Source organism: Sphingobacterium sp. E70 (assembly GCF_019285695.1).
Classification (GTDB): Bacteria; Bacteroidota; Bacteroidia; order Sphingobacteriales; family Sphingobacteriaceae; genus Sphingobacterium; species Sphingobacterium detergens.
This window is the reverse complement of sequence record NZ_CP079104.1, coordinates 4,279,747-4,295,431: the sequence shown is the minus strand read 5'-3', so window position 1 is coordinate 4,295,431 and position 15,685 is coordinate 4,279,747. Positions and strand designations below refer to the sequence as shown.

The following is a 15,685-nucleotide window of genomic DNA, read 5'->3' as shown; positions in this document are numbered from 1 at the left end:
TAAGCAAAAACAAGTTCGTCTGGTGAATGATTTAAGTAGCATTAACCCCCAAGAAGTACCTGCTCATATGGAAATATATTACAAGGAAGGTATCGGTATAAGTGATGGTTTTACTGTTATATATGCAGTCTTTTCCACTATAAGCATCGTCATGATCATCTTTGGCATCATAACCCTTCGCACCAAACACGTTCGTTAACTTATATCAGCTTATTTGGAAAGTTCGGCAAGGTCTGCCTGGGAGAATATATGTTCCCCTTTGAGATAGCTATTTGCTTCTTTCAGGTAGACATAAATTATTTTTCTGGCTTCTGGATTAGGCAACTTATATAGGTTATGTATCAAAAACTCTTTATCCCGCAATCGGTCTTTACTGTAATTCAAAAAAGATGGTGCATGTGTCTGTACACTCCAACGGATAAAGCGTAAATCGATATTATCAGGATATTTGATGATAACCGATTCCAATAATTTTTACCTTTTTTAAACTGGCCCAGCTTCGAAAAGGATTTCCCATATGCTTTGCCCAAAGAATCTCATAAGCAGCAAGATAGCCTTTTTCTGTCGCCGTATTTGCGGCTGCCTCTAGCGTTTTCAAATTGGCCTCACAGAGTTTTTTATCTTTGACTGCTGCGGCATAATCGGCTCGCATTTTGTCTATATGTATTTGACCAAAACAACAAATTGTGCTTAATATAAAAGAGAAACAAACAAAAAATCGTACTACCATCCCAAATTCAATTAAATAAAATCATGCATTATCCAGATGAATTTAAACATAAAATATATCATCATATTAACCAAACAGATTGTTACGTTCATATAAAATTCATCCTCAGACCATACTCGGTCTTATTCTAGTTCATATAACAATAGTTTAAGCGCAAGAGTTTTTTTATTTTTCCATTAAACAGTTTCAACTGTTAGCGTTTCTACCCTTGAGATTGGTAAGACGCGATAGCTCATCAAACTCTGCGGTGATCGTTTCTCCGCCTTTTGTTGCTATGAGCTGGGCTCCTGTTCCGATATTTTATAACTTTTTTTCTTCCAGATACCACTGCAAAGCAATCTTATGGTTCATTTCAAATTGGGAAATTAACTGTGGGAAGACAGACAGTATCCGAAGATGATCATCTTGACGTTGACGGTCTACAAGATCACTTTTGATCGTCACCAGCATTGCCCCCTGTCCATAATCAGCAATATAATAAGCGCTCGCATCAAACATTCCCGAAGCGATCAAACCGATGCGGTGCAACTCATCTTTGGAAAAATCGACGCTGCTATTGCTGAAAAGATCAATCTCTTGCTCTTCACCATATTTTTTTAGTTGAAGAGCTTGCTGCGTAATATGTTCAGAAAGACCAGATTTGGTATTTGCCCATGCCCAAAGCCAAGTTTCGGACGAATGCGAAAAAGTCCCTAAGACCTGGATCGGAAAATCAAGGTTCGGTTCAAAACTAATCACCTCTTTGCCCATATCTATATTCCAATTATTATTACCGATGACCGTAGCAAAATCATACTGCTTATCAAAGGCAATTCCACCAAATCTTTCAATCAGTTCCTTCTCTGTGCGATAGGGTAAGCTATCATCGGGCTTCTCTGTAGACCTAACCTGTTCCACTTTAGCGCCAAGTTCCGCTCCTGTAGTAACTTGATCTACTTTTGCTCCTTGTTCTACTTTAGTGTCTTGCTCTACCTTAGCTCCTTGTTCTGATTCGGTACCCTGTCCTGTTTTAGTACCCTTTCCAAAAAGTTTGCTTAAAAATCCCATAATTGTTTCTCTAATTTTTCAATTCAGCCAGTAATTCAGCCCTTCTATAGCTCTCCCCGTTAATTGTCAGTATGATTTCATCGATCTGTTTTAAATCAGCTATTATTTTAAGTAACTCATTTTTTCTATCTATTTTGATTTTCTTATTGATAAAAAATTCATGTATATAAAGCGTATTCAATTTCGGAATTGTCTTTAGCTCAGCCAGACCTTTCAAATGAAACATATTGGTTAACCTCAATTCACCTAATTGATCCAATTTAGCAAAATCAACTAATTTTTTTGAATTGAGTTCAAACAAAGCAATGCGTTCCAATCCCGAAAAATCATGCAAAAAAGATAAATCAGCCATCTTTGATACCGAGGAAATTTCGAGATTCCGTAATGAAGGTAGATGCGGAATGATTAAATGATCACTTTTGGAAGTAAAACTTTCCAGTCGCAGCGACTCTAGCTCCAATCCCTGTACAAAATCCAATGTATTCACAGCTCCCCGATTACTTATATACAATTGCTTAAGTGACTTACAATTGGCTATTGGGGATAAATCCTTAACACTTCCCGCAATTAATAAATTGCGCAAATTCCTTTTTTTTCAATAAATTTTAGTGAAATGCTCGTATAAAAAAACAGTTCCAATTTCTCAATCTGGTCGATCGGTTGATCTTTGAGAACATCCAAATCTTTCGCGCTATTGATCTCAATCGCTAATTCCATAGTACCTATTTTTATGCTTAACTCAAATATACTGAATGCAATAACCAACCCAATTATGCATTTACAATCCGTCAAAATCGTTTATGATTCGTGAAATTACTGAATATATCGACTGGTGATTTGTATCATATATTGAAAAAAACAGCACAAATATTAAATGAATAAGATTTTTTTACTCACAATTATTATTTTTACCGAACAGAAAAGTTTGAAAAATGATAACAGTAGCGATAATAGAAGATGAACCCGCTGTTCGTAAGGAGATCAGTTACCTTATACAAGAGGAAACCGACACAGCACTAATTGGTTGGAGCGACAGTGTCAGAACTGCTGTAAAACTAATTGAAGAAAAGAAACCGGATGTGATCCTAATGGATATTCAGCTAAAGGATGGTACTGCTTTCGATCTTCTAAAAAAACTCAATGTTATCCCACAAAACGTCATATTCATCACCGCATATAATCATTTTGCGATCAAAGCGATCAAGTATGGTGCGCTGGACTACTTGTTAAAACCTGTTGACCAAACTGAATTAAAAGAAGCATTAGAACGCTACCGTCGTCGCAGTGATAATAATCCACAATGGATGCAACAGCTAAATATGGCACAGAATGCAATGCACCACGGTGATTTGCCCGAAAGTATTGCTTTGACATCCATTCATAATGTGCGTATCGTTGCTGTTCATGAAATCGTCTACTGCAAAGGTGATGGTCCATATACTTTTTTTCTTTCTGAGTGATGGTTCCAAAGAGCTCATATCCAAACCGCTGAAATATTATGAGGAATTGTTACCCGCCCCTATTTCCTACGTACCCATCAGTCCTATCTGGTAAACCGTAAGTATATAACCGGTGTTAACCGTTCAGAGTATATCGTATTGAAAAACAAGGAAGAGATACCTATTTCGTCTCGACGGAAAAACATAGTTTTAACCCAGCTTTTCCCAGAGAAATGAGATATCTGTTACGAAGTATTTTCTTTTGCTGCTTATTTTACATATTGTAGCTTGCGACAAAAAACCGACTTTTTCTTCCCGAGACCATGATGCTGTTTTAGCACAGATAAAGGAGCTCGAAGACATAAGGTTGACACCGACGAACGGCGACTCACTCAAGAGAGCTTGGCGACAACTCGGTGAAAATCCTAACGTAAAAAATGACACCGTATTCTTTGCAAAAGTTAAATACAACACCGCTAGGCTATATGCCATGCTCCAGCAAGATTCCGCAGGCTTTTTTGTAGAGCAGGCACTTGAATTGATCGAACCTACCGCCGGTAATCTAAAATACAAAGCACTTATCTACAATGGTATTGGCAATATCCGTAGTGCCGAAGCAAAAGAACGCGAAGCAGGCTATTACTACAACAAAGCAGCTGCGATCGTTCTCTCGGACAGCACCGCAGGACTTTCTGCCGAAGCGAAATCGGCTATATTGCTCTCTGCGGCACAAAATAACCTAAGTTCGTTTCAATACAATCTCGCTGAAAAAATGAATCGAGCGGCCCTCAATCTCTCAGATTCGCTTCCAAAGGAGCATATCAATCGCCAGCGTGCTTTCGTGCAGATGATTTATACACTAAATTCATTGCAGAGGCCCGCCAAAGAAATAGCGCCATACCTCCACAAACTAGAACAACTCCACCGACTATTTCCAGATAAGTATAATATCAGTTTTTTATACGATTCGAAAATACAATACTTTGAAACAACACAACAGCAAGATTCTTTGCTACATTACCAGCTACTGAAAATAGAAATTGATGAGCGACTGAGCAATATCAAGGAGTCCTCTGTGTTGATGAATAATCTATTTGTAAACTACTGTAATGTTGCAGTAATTTATGTGTTATTTAAGAAGCCTGTGCAAGCAGCTCAATATATTACAAAAGCTAAACATCTTAGAAAACAGTTCACCAAATTGATCTTTCCGCATAATGAAATACTCTTTCAAAAAAGCTTAGCCGAACTGTACCGCTTACAGGGCAAAAAGGAAGAAGCAATAGCCGTCCTAGATAATATCGTTCAATTACAGAAAAATGTCTATCATTCGGAAAACACACAAGCTATTGCCGAAATGAATGCATTGTATCAACTACAGGCCAAAGATCAGTCCATTCGCACATTGAATGAAAGCATTAAGATCAATAAACTACAATTACAGCAAAATCGTCTGTGGCTGGTCATATCCTCTTTGGGTCTTATCTTATTGATTATTATATTATTCTTTCTATACTATAGTTTCCGTCAGCGACGCCTAAGCCAGGAGAAAGAAAAAGTCCTGCTGCAACAACAACTATTGCGCACACAGATGGAACCACATTTTATTTTCAACACCTTAGCAGCAGTACAGAGTTTTGTGCGATTAGATAAGAAAGAAAGTGCCATCAAATATCTCAATCGCTTCAGTCGTCTGTTGCGGAGCAATCTGGAGTTAAGTCGAGAAAATCTGGTGCCTTTAAATGAAGAGATCGAAACACTGGAAAATTATCTGACCTTACAACAAATGCGCTTTGAAGATGCTTTTACCTATCATATTACACAGCCAGACGAACAGGATCTGAGTGCTATCATGTTACCTCCGATGTTGATACAGCCTTATGTAGAGAATGCCCTACTACATGGCATTGATCTCGAAACCTGTAAAGGCAATATCGACATTCATTTTCAATTGGATGGCGATATTTTATCGGTGGACATCCTTGATAGCGGTAAGTCTGAACCAAATATCCAAGAAACTCCACATCGCTCACTCTCTGGAACAATCAGCCACGAACGGATGCAACTCTTGGGTAGGAAAGCAAGCATAAAAATCACGAAAAATCCTGAAGGCGGGACACTTGTCAAATTGCAGATACCTGTCACCTCCTGAATTTTTTAAGACAATGATTTGGTTATTTTTTATATTTCAATTCGGACTCTTTATACTTGCCACCATTATCGCATTGATTTGGCCCGTATTGCAATTTTCCTTTTTTACCAAAAAGATAAAACTCGCTTACTTAGGAATACCATTGTAAAGACTCCTTCTCCTATTCCATCGGAAAAATCAGGCTACTATTTGTTATAGAAATATGCCTGCTCATTGCCTTGCTATTTTTTGCAACGAAGGTTGATACAATGAATTTATTTCAACAAACGAGCATATAGACTACATGTCGACGCTGACTGCAGTGTATAATTGTCCGCATCTGAACAAAAACATGTTCGAATATGAACAGTCTCTCTCTCCAATAACACAAAATAAATCACTGAAAATCAATGCACTAAAACAATGGCAAATCAATTGCAATTCTATTTTCACATGAAATAGTCATCTATTTATAATTGATACCGCTATGTTAAAAACTACATAAAAACTGCTTGGAGAAGCTTAAAAAATCAACGCTTCTTCTCATTAATAAAAATAGGCGGTTTTGCCTTTAGCATAGCGATCTGTATGCTTATTGTTTTATATGTAAAGCATGAGTTGAGCTATGATAAATTCTACAAAGATGCTAACCTACTTTTCAGGGTCGTAGGCGTGGTCAATAAAGACAATACTGTTCTAAAGGATTATCGCTACCGGCTCCGGCCGGTGCTACTTTAAAAGAAGAATTTCCAGAAATTATTGCCTCCGGAAGATTATTAACAAATCCACTTTTTGGTGCAGGAACCAATCAAGTCGCCACAACTGGTAATGCCGAATTATTTTCCGAAGAAGGCTTCTGTTTTGCGGATCAAGCGATTATGGATTTCTTCCCAACCAAGACAATCTTCGGTTCATTAAGCCATGCGCTTGACAATCCAAAGACCATTGTCATCACCAAGCGGAAAGCAGCGAAACTGTTTAACGGAAATCCGATCGGAAAACGCATCTATTTAAATAATGATAAGTCAAACGAGTATTCCATTACGGCAGTCATCGATGATATTCCCACAAACTCCAATCTATATGGATTTGATTTCTTTATGACTTTAAGTGGTCATGAGCCTTATGAAGGTGAAAAATTAAATTGGCTGGCCTCCAACTATACAACCTATTTTAAAGTCAGAGAAGGGACCGATATACAACAATTAGAAAAGAAAATAACAAAATCTTACATTCAGGATCATTATAAACCCGCTATGATTAAAGCAGGTATGACGGTCAATGAAGAGATTTGGAATACTGCAAGAATGACCTTACAGCCCTTGGAAAAGATTCATCTATATTCCAATGATGTGCAAACGCATAAGATTGAAAGCCAAAATCGTGGTGATATTCGATTGGTCTATATTTTTGGTGGAATAGCAATATTTATATTGATTATCGCGATGATCAACTTTATCAATCTGTCTACTGCCAATGCTACTACACGTGCGAAAGAAGTTGGTGTCCGAAAAACAATCGGTTCCGGTCGAAAGGCCCTCATTATACAGTTTATGACGGAGTCATTTTTATACAGTGGAATCTCGATTGCATTTGCCTTATTTTTCGCAGTGCTTCTACTTCCCTTTTTAATCAGATTGCTGGCAAATCCTTGGCTTTTCCTTGACAACCTGGTATTTCATCCCCGCCCTGGTCGTCTTCGGTTTATTGATCGCTGTGATATCCGGAATTTATCCTGCAATGTATCTTTCTAAATTTAAACCGATTGCTGTATTAAAAGGAAACCTAAATCTAAAATCTAGCCGCAACTGGTTTCGAAATGGACTTGTTATCTTCCAGTTCGCAACATCTATTATCCTGATCATTGGCACCTTGGTCATCAACCAACAAATAAAATATATTTTAAATAGAGACCTGGGGTTCAATAAAGAGCAGGTGCTCATATTAAGAGGAACAGGCACTTTGGATGGAAAGCAAAGATTACTAAAAACGAATTAAAGGAATTGTCCAGTGTGGCTTCTGTCTCTATTGGTGATTACCTACCAGTTACAATGGATGGCGTAAAGCGTAATGGAAATTCATTTTGGAACGATGGTAGACAAAATCAAGACGTGGGTGTAGGCGGTCAGAACTGGATTGTTGATGATGATTATATCGCCACCTTTGGCATCAAAATCCTCGAAGGACGTAATTTCAACATGAACATGCCAACCGATTCCGCAGCGATAATAGTCAATCAGAAGATGGTAAAAGAGTTGAATATCAAAAATCCGATCGGTGCAAAAATTCGAAATTATGCAACTTATACAATCATTGCTGTAGTCGAAGATTTTATCTTTGGAAACATGCGCAATGAAGATGTTAAACCGCTGGCATTGGTTATTGGTGGTAGTCCGAATATGATGTCCATCAAACTTAAATCGGACAAAATGGAACAAAGTATTCAGGAAATCACGAACGTTTGGAACAAATTCTCTCCAAATCAAAAGATCCAATACACCTTCTTGGATGAAGGATTCGCCATGTTATATGCAGATGTACAACGTACTCAGGTTATTGTCTCAACCTTTGCAGGATTAGCGATATTTATTGCCTGTTTGGGCCTATTTGGACTTGCCGCATTTGTGACCCAGCAACGGACAAAAGAGATCGGCATCCGGAAGGTTCTTGGAGCCAGTTTACTAGGAATTATAAAATTGTTATCCACTGATTTTATAAAACTTATTTTCATCGCCATTCTAATCGCCTGCCCTATTGGCTGGTGGGCCATGAACACCTGGTTACAGGACTTCAATTACAGAATCAGTATTCAGGCTTGGATATTTATACTCGCAGGAATTGCCAGCATGTTGATTGCTTTTGGAACCATCTTTTACCATGCGTTAAAAATAGGACGAATAAATCCGGTCAATAGTTTAAAAGATGAATAAATACCTTTCATACATTTCACCGAAACAGGGTATATCGTATTGCTGTCGGTGAAATGTTGTTATTAAAAACCTCTCTTAGTAATTTCAACTAAATTACTTAACTTAGCATATAGACCAAACGATTACGTTTTGAACACAATTCTTAAATTTATAGTTGCTTAGTTAGCCTCACAAACCACAGGCTAATCATTCTTTTATTTGGATAATCCTATCCAAACAGGTTTTCATTTGATTTTATTATTCACCCTACTGTTATAGCAAATATTTCTTTTTTGCTATGCAAGCTATCCATACCCTCGTGTTGCAATAGCAGAAACATCGTGAATAATATCAAAAAAATTAACAAAGAATATTAAGCACGACTATAAATAATGCAAAAGGAATATTCATGGACTGTCGGTCCAAACAATACACCACTACTAAAGAAATCATGTAGCCACTGCGATAGTAAACAATTTTATTGCAGTGAAAAATTCAGAATAAATGCACAGAAAAAAACGTTGACGTATGGTTGATTTATCGATGTGTTAAATGCGATAGCACATACAATTTGACTATATTTTCACGTACCCGACCGACTGCAATAGACAGTATATTGTTCAACAAATTTCAAAATAACGATACAGAACTGGCTTGGAAATATGCGTTTTCCGAAGAAATGAGAAGAAAGAATAAGGTGGAAGCCGATTTAGCTACAGTAGCCTATGCTTTGCAATATGACCAGATTTCAAGCGATGAATTGCTGTCTTTGAATGAAAGGATCTTAACATTCGAGGTTGATTATCCCTTTGACTTCCAACTTAGATTATCAACCCTCATTCGTACCTGTCTCAACCTTTCCTCAAGGCAGCTCGATCAACTAATCATGCAAGAAGCAATTACAGTAGCGGGAAAACACCTACAGAAAAAGCATAAGCTAAAAAACAAAGACCGCATAGAAATTGATTGTAAAAAACTAAAAAGCATACTGTGTAACAAGATCCAAAGTATACAGTAACGGATTGGTTAATTTGGGTTTCCCTTAAATTCAATGAATAACAAAAATAGGGTTTAAATTCATCAAGAACTTAAACCCTATTTTTTTATCAGACTGAAGATCCAAAATATTATTTGGTATCATTTATCAAAATTCACCTTTTATATGCTCCTTAATCCTGCGAATAATTCAAAAAAGCAGTCCAAAGAATAAAGGCATCCTCCTACGATTTGAATAGTTGACAATTTAATCTTTCAACTGCATTTTCACCGCCAAGACATGCTTACATACACCGCGTTTTCCCTGATGATTTGTATACCAATTGCAGGTACATCGCGCCTGTTCCCCTTCAATTAAAACGGTATGCTGCACACCCGAACCTTCTACCCGAGCCTCCAATATCCGTCCTTCCCGCCGTATAATCTGTACGCTATCAGTTTGCAATAATTTTTTCGCATTCTTTAAACGGGGATTAAGCGACAATATGCGTTCTGTTTTAAATGGCAGCCGTCGATAATAGTGTTTTGCCTCATGCATGTCATACCCCAATAATCCGATGGACGATAATGAGGCAGTTAAGCTATCCATGGTATCAAAGGCGATATCATGCTCTATCGACAGTAGGGTTGGGTTGAATAGTTCATTAGATTTCAGCAGGCTATTAAGTCCGTAAATCCATTCCTGCGGAACCTCCTGCACCATATTCTCCAGTACATTCCCTTCACCTGAAAACCCGCGATAATTGTCCGGAGAGAGCGCCAGAGTCATGCGCATTTTTCCAAAATCAGCCACCACACAGACACATTCGCCACCTGCAGCCTGATATACACGCATCAGGTCAACATAAGGTAACAATGATTCCAATAGTCGCAGACGTTGGATACCACCAATTTGTACTGCATCGGCACTCTTCAATGGTGAAAACAAGAATTTATTCCCCCTTTTGCTCAAGTAATAGTTCCCTTGACCGAACCTCGTGGAATACTTTGAAATAACTGGACGACCTGCAATTTCTGTAAGACAAAAACTTCTTCCATTTCGGCAAGATACCACTGTACACTGGTCAATCCTTTGACCCATCGCAAAGGTAGCGTGACCTTTCTTTCTACGACAGTCCCCATCACTGTGCAGTGAAACTTCCTTTTCGCCGACTCCCATCACCATTGATTCTGACTTTTTGATGCTATTCAATGCATTTAACATCGGTTCATTAAAATCAACATTTGTTGTACCAGCGGCCAAAAATTCTCCATCTATCGCCTCTTCCAAAAGATCCAGTCGTGCATACACACCGTTACAGGAGGAGAAACCTTCAAAGCGAAGCTGCTCAGTTCCAGCAGAAACAATTGGATCTCTTAAACTCGGTGGTACAGGGCCAAAACTCGACCGAACGACCTTAGATAACGTCAATAAACATTTTGAACTCAATAAAGGATCAACCAATTTGCCCCAGAAAAAACAGGGCACTTCATTGACATCTTGCAACTCTGCCTGATGAGCAAGTACGAGCTGTTGTATTCCATTTCGTTCGGCCAGCATCGATGGTCGTGCAAAGCTTACTTCTAAATCTTTTAATGCCATTTTACAGTTTATTAAATTTTAATACAATGGGTTTTAACGCTGCAACTTTTTCCCATTCCGCGATTTTTTCCTTCAATTGTTTATCCTCTTTTTGCCCAGACGAAGCGCAAGGTCGTACGTTTGCTCGATCAGCTTTTTAAAATTAGCTGGCATTTTTGTTTCCCAGCTGACACGCAACAGCAGGCTTTTTAACAGTTGATATAATGCATCGTTGTGAATCGGGCTGATGTCGCGGACTACTTCAAACAAATCCAGAAAACGGTTTATAGGTGCGTAGGCTTTACCTATTAAATCACCCAGATAATCACCCAGTGTCTGAACATCCAGCTTTCCTTTCTCCACCCATTGCATGACCAATTCCGCTGCCAAAGTACGTGTATTCTTTTCTTTCGTCAATAAGCTACAGGCGATAAACAATTGTGTGCTTGGATCAGTAGCGCCATGATAATCCAACAAGGCCGTCAACAGCGCTGGTATGGTCTTCGAAGTCTCCAATGCATAGGAATTGAAACGACAATTTAACACGAGACTTAGCGGTTCAGCCACCTGGGGAGTCAAGCTAAAAAAATAGCGGATATCAGCCTCGCTCACGTAATAAAAATATTCATTTTTCCGGGTGGCATAAACATCCATTGCATACAATAATGGTGTCGGTGTTTCCTGATAAGTAGGCATTGGAATAGCCAATTCCTGACCGATCAAATATTGCTCATTCTGTTTTGTCTTATAATCGTAGCTCGTATTGTAATTCGGTTTAATCTGATAGCTGGGACGATAAGATTCGACCACAAAAGGAAAACTGGCTAAGGCTCCGGTCTCGAATACAGGAAACTTTCCGTCCGGCTGCCGTGTCCGCGCAGCCGTTGCCCATACGGCCAGCCACTCCTTTTCATCGCCTTCTTTTTTGAATAGACGTTGAAGCCAGTTTTTTCCTTCCCCAACCTTGATATTGTCAGTATATCTCAAGGCGAATGCGAGCAACTCACGTAATTCCGCCGTTTGGATATGCTGTAATTGTGCCTTGATATCTTCGCCATCTATACGTGGCATCCTACTGATTGCAATAGCTATATCGACAGGATCTATGGCAACCTCTTGTTGCTCATGCGCAATGATCCGATCGATTAAGACCTCGGCTGATACCCAATAAGGCGCATGACTTGGCGTACTGAGCAATGAAACAGCAACATTTTGCTGTAAACGACCTTGAAATATAGCCAGTAAATGATCCAAAATCGAAATCGATCTGAATTCACTGTTATAACGGCTCTTATAGCGATATATCGTCTTGGGTTGATAAATAATATTCAGCAGCACGTTACCAAATAAACTGGCATAAGAAGCCTCATTGTAACCACTCTTTAACTGTTTGAGGTAAGGATCCAGTTGTCTGACATAATCCGCTGGAAATTCATCCCGCTTGGTTAACCAGGCATGGATAAGCAATTCCATATCCAAAGGATCCCCTCCCTGATTATCTTTCCCCAATGAAATAAGATATCACTCCAATTGGCGAGATAAGTGATTGGTTGATCGAGGTGTATATCATTCCCTTTTGGGGCTTCATATTCATACACTTCATCCATTCCCCGCAATGGGGACAATACTTCTGCTTCACTCAACGGAGCCTCTTCCAGCCAAGGCTTTAGTTGACTACTGATATCCCCATGAGTTGCGTGGCATACATCGTCAACCTCATTTTAATCTCCTCATCCTCCACAGCAGCATATTTGGCAATCAATTTTGCCGCGCGTTCCTGTAGCGAAAGATCAGATAACATAAAGATGGGAGTAATCGCCGAACATACAGCCGAAGCAAGTTCTTTTTCCTGTTTCAGCCATTTGTCAAATTGGATCAGAAGCGTCTTGATACCTCCTTTCAAATCATTACGCATAAAAACAGGTTCCAACCAAGATAAAAGCTCATTGCTGTCCAATTCCGAGCTTCCGATCAGAGGCTTCAGTCGATCAATGGCAAAATTAACGACCGCAGCCTGCTCATGATGCAATAAGGGGAAAAGATGGTTTTGATGTTGCAAAATTACCGCATCATTAATATTCAACTTCGTCAGAAGCTTTCGGAAAAAGCTTTTGAGATTAATATTCCAATCTTTTGTCTGCGTTTCAAAGAGTTGTTGTATAAAAAGATCGGTATCCAATTTTCCTTGTTCCAATAATCTCGGGAAAACATAGTCCCATACCAACTCCGATTCCTGCGTCTGATAATCATAACGCAAATAGTTGTTTTGCAGATTCGTTTCGTAGGCAAGCAACAAAGGTACATCACGTGTATAAGCCTTCTCGTCTTCAATCAATCTATCCAAATAGGCTTTCTTCTCCGGTTCATTATAACCTAGATTTGGGGCGTTGCCCAATGAACGTGCGTAGACTTCAGGTTTAAATTCAAAGTAGCCCCACTCTTCCAATAAACGGATGTTGTCATAGGTAATCGCCATCCATTCATTTTTAACCATTTGTTCCGCGGCATAGTCTGCCAACCAACTTGGTTTTGCCCAATCCAGTACCTTTTTTACCGAGGAGATATGCAGTGAGTTTAAAGGATCTATCAATTCAGTCCAGGTCGTCGTATCACTCAACGAAAAAGTCGCCAATGCACTCAATGCAATCAGTCGTTGTTGCGCCTGATCCGCACGTTGCCCCCAATTGTAATTGGCGTGTTTTTAAATTCCGGTTCTTTGGAAAGATCCGTCCATGATAACCAATATTTCTTTGCTTTTCGGATTTCTTTTTTGATAAACTCGACATTCCCTTTTAAATGTCGGTCAAGAAATGGAATCAGACCATCAATATTTGTCTGACGAATAAGTTCAAGGTATTCATCGGCAATAGCTTGCTTGGATTGGGCAGCTCCTTTTTTCTCTGTGGGAGCGACGATCGACAAGCCATCATCCGAATAACCTTTTTTATTTTCTCCGCAATCAATTTCTCAGCATCTTTCAAACAAGTTTCATCTGAATCAAAGGCTTTTGTCTTCGATTGTCCGTCGGTACCGTTTCGTCCGTAAGTTACCGTATGACTATTTCCCTTGGTTTCTATTTGCCAAAATTTATCCGATGATCCGTCAATTAATTTTAAATGTCTAAACATAATGATTCCGATTTATTAAAGCTGACAATCCTGTCACAACACAACTCACTATCAAATGGCAAATTGGCTTTTACGCAACAGGTGACTCACTCAAAGATACATTTTCAATGTATCTACAAGATAACGGAAATCAGTGATTTTTAAAAATTTATAGTCTACCGCAAAAAAATAAAGAAGTCGTCTATCAAGTGAAAGCGAACCTTCCAAAAATTGAATAGTTGACAAAAGCTTGGTGGAGAACGCAAATACCAGATTTAAAAAAGCCAAACAGAAAAGAGCCCGGCGGAATACCGGGCTCTGCTATAAAAAAGGTAATTTTGTTTATCCATCCAATGATTTTGGAATCAATCCATTTTTTGTACTTCGTTTAAAGCATGGATATTTTCGCTGCTTATTTTTGCTGAAGTTTATCCGATAGCATCTTCATATAAAAACCACCTACAACACTACGTGCCTTAAAATTCTCACGTATCCCTGTATTCGCGTCGTAAAAATCATTTAGTGGAACACGAGATTCTGTTTGGATCGCATGGTTGTAAACCGGATGCACCAAAGCTTCGAATTCATCCCGTGTTGGTGCAAATGTAGCAGTCCACAAAATCCAGTCGTTTTTGGTATATGCTTTTCGGCTATCCAATGGAATTCCAAATCTACTTTGCTTGGTGAGGTAATACTTGATCTCCGTGTTATAGACTTTCTGTGGAAACAGATTTAGTCCCAGCACCTTGTCCCAAATCAGATTATATTTTTGGCTCCAGGTATTTTTATCGTCAAATGTCAGCGCGTAATGGTCTCCGGCATCTGCCATTTCCATCCATTTTGGCACCATCTCCTCTGCAATGGCACGATATTTCTTCGCCGTCTCAGTTTCGCCGATTGCTTCAGCCATTTGCGCATAACAGGCGATTCCCACAATAGCCTTTACCGATAAGTTTACGTTACGGGCGAGATGGCCTGCAAAATCATCTGTACATAATTGCGTTTTAGGGTCGAAACCATCTTTACAAGATAGTCTACCCAAGTGGTGAGCGTCTTCCAGTGCTTGCGTGCATAGCTTGCATCCCCTGTACTTTTGAAATCGCAGCGGTCAAAATAATCATATTTCCAGACTCTTCGACCGGCATTGGCTCACCATAAGTCTGTCCATTGGCCAATGGATATGTACCTAGATCATGTGCTGCCCAAGGGTGAGGATATTTGCCACTTTCACTAAAGTAAAAGATACCCGTCAACATGCCCTTCAACAATTCCGGATTATAGATCAGGTATAAAGGTGCCGATGGATAAGTGACATCGACCGTATTAATAAAACCACCACTGTTGTTCTCTTTGGACAACCAGAGCAATTCGTCCTGTGGACTTTTCACCAAGGTGTGCGCAGCAATACTCTGACGATAGGCCAGCGTTGTTAAATGGGCATATTCCTTTCCGCCAGATTTTAACGCATCTGTGTAAACCTGTTTATCAAAAGCAACACATCTGTCCATTACTGAGCGATATTCATTGGCTGCTAAGGTAAGCTGATTTTCAATCGTTTCCTGACCAGAATTATTCCACCAAGGCCGCAGATCTTTTTGAAATATTGGATAGCATAAATCTCATCATAACCAAGTTCAACAAAACGTTCAACTTCTTTATTGCCCACCGTCCCAAAAGGAATGATTGTATTCAAAGATAATGCTGTTCCCTTTGTACTTGTTGACTTTGTATTCCCTTTTCTAAAGTCATCCACAGCTGTTGCCAT

Annotated in this window: 22 protein-coding genes; 8 read left to right on the top strand and 14 right to left on the bottom strand. The window is 39.2% G+C overall.

Annotated features, from left to right (window positions below; genetic code table 11):
* Positions 1–210 precede the first annotated feature (210 nt).
* The 5 genes from KUH03_RS30270 to KUH03_RS30250 form a co-directional block, all read right to left on the bottom strand.
* Positions 211–468 (bottom strand): hypothetical protein, encoded by a 258-nt coding sequence (locus KUH03_RS30270; protein ID WP_257088079.1) that lies wholly within the window; start codon positions 466–468, stop codon positions 211–213.
* Positions 440–652, bottom strand: coding sequence for a hypothetical protein (locus KUH03_RS30265; protein WP_257088078.1), 213 nt, complete (start codon positions 650–652; stop codon positions 440–442). Before KUH03_RS30265 ends, KUH03_RS30270 begins: the two co-directional genes overlap by 29 nt.
* A 378-nt stretch (positions 653–1,030) precedes the next feature.
* Positions 1,031–1,777, bottom strand: a complete 747-nt coding sequence (locus tag KUH03_RS30260) for a DUF6882 domain-containing protein (RefSeq protein WP_257088077.1) — start codon at positions 1,775–1,777, stop codon at positions 1,031–1,033.
* 10 nt (positions 1,778–1,787) lie between these two features.
* Positions 1,788–2,360, bottom strand: coding sequence for a hypothetical protein (locus tag KUH03_RS30255; protein ID WP_257088076.1), 573 nt, complete (start codon positions 2,358–2,360; stop codon positions 1,788–1,790).
* Positions 2,345–2,494, bottom strand: coding sequence for a hypothetical protein (locus KUH03_RS30250; RefSeq protein WP_257088075.1), 150 nt, complete (start codon positions 2,492–2,494; stop codon positions 2,345–2,347). The genes KUH03_RS30255 and KUH03_RS30250 overlap by 16 nt, the downstream gene beginning before the upstream one ends.
* A 215-nt stretch (positions 2,495–2,709) precedes the next feature.
* Here KUH03_RS30250 and KUH03_RS30245 point away from each other — a divergent pair, with 215 nt between their 5' ends.
* From KUH03_RS30245 to KUH03_RS30210, 8 genes are all read left to right on the top strand, one after another.
* On the top strand, positions 2,710–3,237 hold the full coding sequence (locus KUH03_RS30245) for a LytTR family DNA-binding domain-containing protein (protein WP_257088074.1): 528 nt from the start codon (positions 2,710–2,712) through the stop codon (positions 3,235–3,237).
* Positions 3,238–3,282: 45 nt separating this feature from the next.
* The gene (locus KUH03_RS30240) at positions 3,283–3,453 is read left to right on the top strand and encodes a LytTR family transcriptional regulator DNA-binding domain-containing protein (protein ID WP_257097451.1); all 171 of its coding nucleotides are present in this window, start codon (positions 3,283–3,285) and stop codon (positions 3,451–3,453) included.
* A 25-nt stretch (positions 3,454–3,478) separates the two neighbouring features.
* Positions 3,479–5,368 (top strand): histidine kinase, encoded by a 1,890-nt coding sequence (locus tag KUH03_RS30235; protein ID WP_257088073.1) that lies wholly within the window; start codon positions 3,479–3,481, stop codon positions 5,366–5,368.
* A 567-nt stretch (positions 5,369–5,935) separates the two neighbouring features.
* Complete coding sequence (locus tag KUH03_RS30230) at positions 5,936–6,085, top strand: hypothetical protein (protein WP_257088072.1); 150 nt, start codon at positions 5,936–5,938, stop codon at positions 6,083–6,085.
* 140 nt (positions 6,086–6,225) lie between these two features.
* Positions 6,226–7,101, top strand: coding sequence for an ABC transporter permease (locus KUH03_RS30225; protein ID WP_257088071.1), 876 nt, complete (start codon positions 6,226–6,228; stop codon positions 7,099–7,101).
* Positions 7,088–7,345 (top strand): hypothetical protein, encoded by a 258-nt coding sequence (locus tag KUH03_RS30220; protein WP_257088070.1) that lies wholly within the window; start codon positions 7,088–7,090, stop codon positions 7,343–7,345. The genes KUH03_RS30225 and KUH03_RS30220 overlap by 14 nt, the downstream gene beginning before the upstream one ends.
* A gap of 14 nt (positions 7,346–7,359) precedes the next feature.
* Positions 7,360–8,277, top strand: coding sequence for an ABC transporter permease (locus KUH03_RS30215; RefSeq protein ID WP_257097449.1), 918 nt, complete (start codon positions 7,360–7,362; stop codon positions 8,275–8,277).
* Between the two features lie 472 nt (positions 8,278–8,749).
* Positions 8,750–9,274, top strand: coding sequence for a DUF1062 domain-containing protein (locus KUH03_RS30210; protein ID WP_257097447.1), 525 nt, complete (start codon positions 8,750–8,752; stop codon positions 9,272–9,274).
* Positions 9,275–9,499: 225 nt separating this feature from the next.
* Here KUH03_RS30210 and KUH03_RS30205 read toward each other — a convergent pair whose 3' ends face one another.
* The 9 genes from KUH03_RS30205 to KUH03_RS30170 form a co-directional block, all read right to left on the bottom strand.
* Positions 9,500–10,834 (bottom strand): SWIM zinc finger family protein, encoded by a 1,335-nt coding sequence (locus KUH03_RS30205; protein WP_257088069.1) that lies wholly within the window; start codon positions 10,832–10,834, stop codon positions 9,500–9,502.
* Positions 10,835–10,906: 72 nt separating this feature from the next.
* Positions 10,907–12,286, bottom strand: coding sequence for a DUF6493 family protein (locus KUH03_RS30200; RefSeq protein ID WP_257088068.1), 1,380 nt, complete (start codon positions 12,284–12,286; stop codon positions 10,907–10,909).
* Positions 12,259–12,456 carry a hypothetical protein gene (locus tag KUH03_RS30195; RefSeq protein WP_257088067.1) on the bottom strand — a complete coding sequence of 66 codons (198 nt, stop codon included), beginning with the start codon at positions 12,454–12,456 and terminating at the stop codon, positions 12,259–12,261. Before KUH03_RS30195 ends, KUH03_RS30200 begins: the two co-directional genes overlap by 28 nt.
* Positions 12,457–12,479: 23 nt before the next feature.
* The gene (locus KUH03_RS30190) at positions 12,480–13,454 is read right to left on the bottom strand and encodes a DUF6493 family protein (RefSeq protein WP_257088066.1); all 975 of its coding nucleotides are present in this window, start codon (positions 13,452–13,454) and stop codon (positions 12,480–12,482) included.
* Between the two features lie 5 nt (positions 13,455–13,459).
* Positions 13,460–13,735 (bottom strand): DUF6493 family protein, encoded by a 276-nt coding sequence (locus tag KUH03_RS30185; RefSeq protein ID WP_257088065.1) that lies wholly within the window; start codon positions 13,733–13,735, stop codon positions 13,460–13,462.
* The gene (locus KUH03_RS49345; RefSeq protein ID WP_373564511.1) at positions 13,630–13,941 is read right to left on the bottom strand and encodes a WGR domain-containing protein; all 312 of its coding nucleotides are present in this window, start codon (positions 13,939–13,941) and stop codon (positions 13,630–13,632) included. The genes KUH03_RS30185 and KUH03_RS49345 overlap by 106 nt, the downstream gene beginning before the upstream one ends.
* A gap of 391 nt (positions 13,942–14,332) precedes the next feature.
* Positions 14,333–14,962 carry a DUF1793 domain-containing protein gene (locus KUH03_RS30180; RefSeq protein ID WP_257088064.1) on the bottom strand — a complete coding sequence of 210 codons (630 nt, stop codon included), beginning with the start codon at positions 14,960–14,962 and terminating at the stop codon, positions 14,333–14,335.
* Positions 14,955–15,428, bottom strand: coding sequence for a glutaminase domain-containing protein (locus KUH03_RS30175; RefSeq protein ID WP_257088063.1), 474 nt, complete (start codon positions 15,426–15,428; stop codon positions 14,955–14,957). Before KUH03_RS30175 ends, KUH03_RS30180 begins: the two co-directional genes overlap by 8 nt.
* 23 nt (positions 15,429–15,451) lie before the next feature.
* Positions 15,452–15,685 carry a DUF5127 domain-containing protein gene (locus tag KUH03_RS30170; RefSeq protein WP_257088062.1) on the bottom strand — a complete coding sequence of 78 codons (234 nt, stop codon included), beginning with the start codon at positions 15,683–15,685 and terminating at the stop codon, positions 15,452–15,454.

Coding starts and splice junctions, on each gene's coding strand:
- KUH03_RS30265 (WP_257088078.1), bottom strand. CDS start 652: ATGCGAGCCGATTATGCCGCAGCAGTCAAAGATAAAAAACTCTGTGAG.
- KUH03_RS30260 (WP_257088077.1), bottom strand. CDS start 1,777: ATGGGATTTTTAAGCAAACTTTTTGGAAAGGGTACTAAAACAGGACAG.
- KUH03_RS30250 (WP_257088075.1), bottom strand. CDS start 2,494: ATGGAATTAGCGATTGAGATCAATAGCGCGAAAGATTTGGATGTTCTC.
- KUH03_RS30245 (WP_257088074.1), top strand. CDS start 2,710: ATGATAACAGTAGCGATAATAGAAGATGAACCCGCTGTTCGTAAGGAG.
- KUH03_RS30230 (WP_257088072.1), top strand. CDS start 5,936: ATGCTTATTGTTTTATATGTAAAGCATGAGTTGAGCTATGATAAATTC.
- KUH03_RS30225 (WP_257088071.1), top strand. CDS start 6,226: ATGGATTTCTTCCCAACCAAGACAATCTTCGGTTCATTAAGCCATGCG.
- KUH03_RS30220 (WP_257088070.1), top strand. CDS start 7,088: ATGTATCTTTCTAAATTTAAACCGATTGCTGTATTAAAAGGAAACCTA.
- KUH03_RS30205 (WP_257088069.1), bottom strand. CDS start 10,834: ATGGCATTAAAAGATTTAGAAGTAAGCTTTGCACGACCATCGATGCTG.
- KUH03_RS30200 (WP_257088068.1), bottom strand. CDS start 12,286: ATGGAATTGCTTATCCATGCCTGGTTAACCAAGCGGGATGAATTTCCA.
- KUH03_RS49345 (WP_373564511.1), bottom strand. CDS start 13,941: ATGTTTAGACATTTAAAATTAATTGACGGATCATCGGATAAATTTTGG.
- KUH03_RS30175 (WP_257088063.1), bottom strand. CDS start 15,428: ATGGACAGATGTGTTGCTTTTGATAAACAGGTTTACACAGATGCGTTA.
- KUH03_RS30170 (WP_257088062.1), bottom strand. CDS start 15,685: ATGGCAACAGCTGTGGATGACTTTAGAAAAGGGAATACAAAGTCAACA.